The sequence below is a fragment of the Burkholderiales bacterium genome, assembly GCA_013695435.1.
GTDB lineage: Bacteria > Pseudomonadota > Gammaproteobacteria > Burkholderiales > JACMKV01 > JACMKV01.
Genome location: JACDAM010000265.1, coordinates 1 through 5,195, shown reverse-complemented (window position 1 = coordinate 5,195; position 5,195 = coordinate 1). Strand labels below are relative to the sequence as shown.

General features: G+C 59.3%; 6 protein-coding genes. 1 reads left to right on the top strand and 5 read right to left on the bottom strand.

Translation table 11 applies throughout. The annotated features are described in order from the left end of the window. The coding region (locus H0V78_13095; protein MBA2352675.1) for an XdhC family protein at positions 1-425 on the top strand (425 nt) is incomplete at its 5' end. 149 nt (positions 426-574) lie between these two features. Here H0V78_13095 and H0V78_13090 read toward each other — a convergent pair. The 5 genes from H0V78_13090 to H0V78_13070 form a co-directional block, all read right to left on the bottom strand. Then, complete coding sequence (locus H0V78_13090; GenBank protein MBA2352674.1) at positions 575-1,843, bottom strand: PHA-depolymerase-like protein; 1,269 nt, start codon at positions 1,841-1,843, stop codon at positions 575-577. A 141-nt stretch (positions 1,844-1,984) separates the two neighbouring features. Next, a complete protein-coding gene (locus H0V78_13085) occupies positions 1,985-2,380 on the bottom strand; it encodes a hypothetical protein (protein MBA2352673.1) in 396 nt (131 codons plus the stop codon). A gap of 277 nt (positions 2,381-2,657) precedes the next feature. After that, a complete protein-coding gene (locus H0V78_13080; GenBank protein MBA2352672.1) occupies positions 2,658-3,833 on the bottom strand; it encodes a hypothetical protein in 1,176 nt (391 codons plus the stop codon). A 45-nt stretch (positions 3,834-3,878) separates the two neighbouring features. Continuing rightward, a complete protein-coding gene (gene cbbX, locus H0V78_13075; protein MBA2352671.1) occupies positions 3,879-4,835 on the bottom strand; it encodes a CbbX protein in 957 nt (318 codons plus the stop codon). 27 nt (positions 4,836-4,862) lie between these two features. Continuing rightward, the coding region (locus H0V78_13070) for a ribulose bisphosphate carboxylase small subunit (protein MBA2352670.1) at positions 4,863-5,195 on the bottom strand (333 nt) is incomplete at its 5' end.

Genomic DNA, 5,195 nt, shown 5'->3' with positions numbered 1-5,195 from the left:
AATATGTCGCGGATCTTGCGACCAGCGCGGATTACGAAGTCGTCGTGATCGACCCGCGCGAGGAGATTGCCGCGGTGTTCAGAGTCGACGACGTGCGCTTCGAGCGCGGCATGCCGGATGACGTCATTGTCGGGATGGGCATCGATCATCGTACCGCGATCGTGGCGCTCACCCACGATCCGAAGCTCGACGACATGGCGCTGCTGGAAGCACTCAAATCGCCGGCCTTCTACGTGGGCGCGCTGGGCAGCCGCGTCACCACCGCCAAACGCAAGGAAAGACTCGCGCTGTTCGATCTGTCGCCCCAGGAAATTGAACGCCTGCACGGACCGGTCGGGCTCCACATCGGCGCCAAAACGCCGCCGGAAATCGCGATCTCGATCATGGCCGAGATTACCGCGGCGAAGTATCGCGTCGCGCCATGAACGAAAAGCGGTCAGCCCTCGAGCGAGGAATTGACCGGCGTTGTAAACGCTTCGTGGGGCTGGTTCTCTTCAATCCTGCTCCCGGTGGCGGCGTTTCGGGTTGCGCTCCGGTCTCGCCCTCTCGAAAAAGCGATCGGCCCTTGATACATTCATGGGCACGATGCGACTTCCTCGAAGTGACCTGTGCTCGTCTCGTGCAGTGTCGTGTTGGCAGAGGCCCGCCAGCCAAGATAATCATTGGAGCCGGTCGCGTAATGGGACGTCCAGTACCACCAGCCCTGCGTATAGGCGCGCCCGGCGCTGACATGGTCGGCGTTGGTCGCGGCTCCGCAGAAGCCGTTCGGGGGAGGAGGCGTGCTCGCGCCGGTCAGACGACTCACCATGCCCTTGATTGCAGTCATTTGGCGTCCGCTCTTTTTGGAGTAATTGACATCGTCATAACCCCACCAATCCCAGCAGCCGTTCGGGTTGCTGCGCGGAAGTCGAGTGCCGACCGTCATCGCGTTCGCCTGCGGATACAGCACGATGATGTTGTTGGTATCGGCCCAGGGGTTGTATCCGGTTCTTTTCACAAAGGTGTCGCCGATTCTTCCCTGGGGACCGGACGCGAATGGGGCGCCGGGATATTGCCTGCAACCGTGAAACGCTACATGCAACTTGCATTGCTCGCCATTCGCGCACGCAGCCGGCACGTAAGCCCAGCCGCTCGGCCACATGCCGTGTTGATCCGGGCTGGGTAAAAACTCGCTTTGGTCGAATTCGACGAATTCGCCACCGAGCGTTCCCGGGTTTCTGGCAGCGAGCCCGCCGTAGATCCACTTCAGCAGTTCCCCCGCCGCATCGTAATCACAGTCGTTGATGAATGGCTCGCCTCTGAAGCTGCAAGCATTGCCGAAGGAGTCCGTCGGCATGGCATGCTCGGCAGGCAGGTCTTTCCTGAAAAAAATGTTCGCAGCGCCCATGTAGTTTTTGTAGTACAGCTCGAGCCCATTCATGACCTGCGGTGGAACCACTGAATCGGCGCTGCCCGAGAACAACCAAACGCGGTCGTTGGCCAGGTTGCTGGTCGGATCGATGACGCCCTGACTTGCGTTTTGATTAGTGATCTGGACAAGCTCCGGGATCCGCTGCGCCGAGGGGTCATTCTGGCAAGTAAGCGCAAAGCAGGCGCAAACGCTAAGCGCGGTTTGCTGATCGTCCCGCGCACAAAAATACGCGCCGCCAGCGATGATACCCGCGCCCCGGATGAGCGAGGAATAGGCGACGTGAAATTGCACCGCCATGTAGCCACCCGAGGAAAGCCCGGACACCGATATCTGCCCGGGATCGATGTTGTAGGCTTTGAGCGCAGGCGCGGCCTGGCTCGGTGCAACGAAAGCGAGTAGCCCGAGTAAAAGGCAAAATCGGAATGCGGACACGGGACGGGAGACTTTATCCGTTCGCAGCATCGCCGCCCTGCGCGAGATTAATCGTTTATGCATCTTGTCCACGCGCCTTCAGCTAAAAGCCTGGTCTCTATCGTTGGAATGGGGATAAAGCAGGCCTTCCCTGCCAGCCGTTTACGCAAAGCGACTAAGCACCCGTTTGAATTCGTCAGGGTCGATCTCTTTCAGTTTGCCGAGCAGCTCAATCGCCGCCTCGGCCGTTCGATGCCGATTATCGTCTTTAACCTTTTCGATTTTCTCGTGGATGTCTTTCAACCTTGCAAGGGATACTCGTGCTTTGTTCGCGTCCACCGCCGGTTCGCCGGCGAGTGGAAGCAGCACCTCCAGGATCAGGCCGAGTTGTCTTCCGTAGGAGGCGATTTCAAAAATATCTCTCTCGATAGCGCCATTCCCCGCTTCCGGAGGAATCGAACCAAAAAACCAGTTCGTAGCTGGCGACACATCTTGCGTAACGCTGCCGCTAAATGGGAAGTGCAGCTGTGGCGCCAGGTACCAGAACCACGGAATCATCGATACTCTCCAGAAAAGTCACTCAGGCGCAAAACCTGAGGAGGTAATTCTCGCGCGGTGTTAGCCCCCGGTAAATACGACTAAAGGTGTAGGACAGCTATGACTAATGGCCTACGTGAACTTGCAACACCTTATTCACATTCCCCGGAAGTCGAGAAGCAGGCGGCGCGCCGCCGATACCCTGATGCGGTCGTTGCCGTTTGCAAAAGTGCGTCCCATGGCGCGAGTAAGAGACGCGATCAAGCGCATTGCCTGGCCCATAGCACTAACCGCGGCTTCAACTGACGCCGAGTTTCTCCGCGGCCATCTTGGTGCCTTTGACGCGGTTTGTGATCTTCTGGAACGCGATATCGCGGGCAACGTCGGGCGAACCGTGGCTCGGCTTGACGTCGATGCTGAACGGCGAGAAGCCGCAATCGTCGGTCGAGCCTAGCTGATCCTTCGGTATGTATTCGGATGCTGCTACCAGAGCGTCGCAGACTTCCTGGGCGCTTTCCAATCTCGGGTTGAGGGGATTGATCACGCCGATGTAGGCCATCTGCTTGACCCCGTTCGCGTCCTTGCGCAGGCTGGCGCCGATGTCTTTGTACACCTGCTCCTTGTTCTTTTCGCTGGAAAGCTGGATCAGGAAATAGCCGGCATTGATCTTGAACAGGCTCGGCAAGAGATCGTTGTAGGGAACGTCGGCGCTGTGCACCGAATCGCAGTCGCCGCCCGGACACGTGTGTATGCCGATGTTCTTGCGCTCCGCGGCCGAGAAACGGTCGATTACCTTGTTGTTCAGCTCGATGAAGTGGGGCAGCATGTGGCGCCCCGTCCACGGATTGCGCGGGTCATTCCGGCAGCTCAGTCTGCCCTCGGTAAAATCGATCGAAACGCGGGCGGCGCCGGCGGCGAACGCCTGGCGGATGTCCTTCTCGCATTCGTTGCAGATGTCTTCCTCGAACTGCTTCAGCGAATACCCGGGGAGCTCCTTGTCGAGCGGATACAAGAGGACGATCATCGATGGCGCAATCACCGCCTGCTTCATCGGCCTGGTGGCGAGCTTGATCGACTTCTTCAGTGAATCGGCTGCATACGCCTTGTACTTGAACGGCCCGCCGGTCAGCGCCGGCAGTTGCCGCTTGTGCCCGTCGGCAAAAATAGCAAAGTATTGGCCGCCGCCGGCCAGCTTGTCGGCGAGACCGGTCCCGGCCAGAGTGTCGGTCAGCGGGTAGGTGGCGAAACTGGACCAGCGTTGCTCGCCGTCCGAAACGATAGGCGCGCCCGTGGCCTCCATGCGCTCGATGGAATCTTTCGCGGCCTCTTCCTGCAGCTCTTGCAGTCGCTCGAGTTTTATTTTCCCGGCGTCATAGTCGGCATAGGCTTGCTGAAGCTTCATCGGCCTGGGCAAGGATCCAACGGGTTCGGTGGGTATTCCCGTGGCTGTTCTGGGATCGTAATCCGTGGCCATTGTCTTCTCCTTTTGTTGATGGTTTGAAAACAAGTTACCGCGCTGTCAGTTCCCTTCCTTCGGCGCCACGGCCGCGTCGGCCACGCCTGCGTCAAACACCCGGCTCGCCCGTATGTCCACAGGTTCGATCGTCATCAGTTCCATTCTGGAAAGCGCACCGCCGCGCTTTTCGAACAAACGGTTTGCCTGGCGCAGGCGGGCCCGCTCCAAAGCGTTTCTGACGCTGCGCGCGTTGGCGAAATTGGGTAGCGCCATGCGCCGCGCGACGTAATCCCTGAGTGCGCTCGCGGCCTCATCGCTCAAGCGGTACTGGCTTTGCTCCAGCATCAATCTTGCGATCGCGAAAAGCTCGTCCGGAGTGTAATCGGGAAAGTCGATGTGGTGTGCGATGCGCGACGACAAGCCGGGATTGCTGCGGAAGAATCGCTCCATGCGCTGCTTGTAGCCGGCGAGGATCACGACCAGATCGTCGCGCTGGTTTTCCATGATCTGCAGCAGAATCTCGATCGCTTCCTGGCCGTAGTCGCGCTCGTTTTCCGGCCGATAAAGGTAATACGCTTCGTCGATGAACAGCACGCCGCCCATCGCTTTTTTCAACACCTCGCGAGTCTTCGGCGCGGTGTGGCCGATGTATTGGCCGACCAGATCGTCGCGCGTGACCGCAACCAGATGGCCTTTGCGCACATAACCGAGGCGATGCAGAATTTCCGCCATGCGCATGGCAACGGTGGTCTTGCCGGTCCCCGGATTGCCGGTGAACGACATGTGCAGCGACGGCGCGCCCGCCATGAGTCCGATGCTTTTGCGCAATCGATCGACCAGCAACAGCGCCGCGGTTTCGCGTATGCGCGTTTTGACCGGCACGAGACCGATCAGCTCGCGGTCGAGCTGCTCCAGAATTTCCTGGATATGGGAATCGCGGAATGCCGCGTCGAGATCGACCGCGGCATCGGGCGCTGCGGCAAGCTTGGGCGTTTGGGTTTCGTCAGTCACGGATGGTATGCGTTATAACCACCATGCTGTCGTCATTCACGAATAGCGTTCGCCTTTCGGCTTGTCGGTCGCGTACGGCTGCAAGGTGTAGCGGATATTGCGGCCCCGCGCCTCCTGGCGTATCAATCGGAAGCCGGGCTCGTTCGGAGGCCGGTTGACGATGAACGACAGGCGTATGGTTTCCCAACCCAAGGTCGAATCGAACGCGTTGATGCGCACGTAGTGGTTAGCGAAAGCTTTGCGGCAGGCGTTCACTTCCAGCAGGATGCCTGCCGCATCCCTGATATCGAACATCGGCATACCCCACATGTCCCAGTAGCAGTTGCGCGGATGCGGGTCGTCGGTATATTCGACCGAAACCGCCCAGCC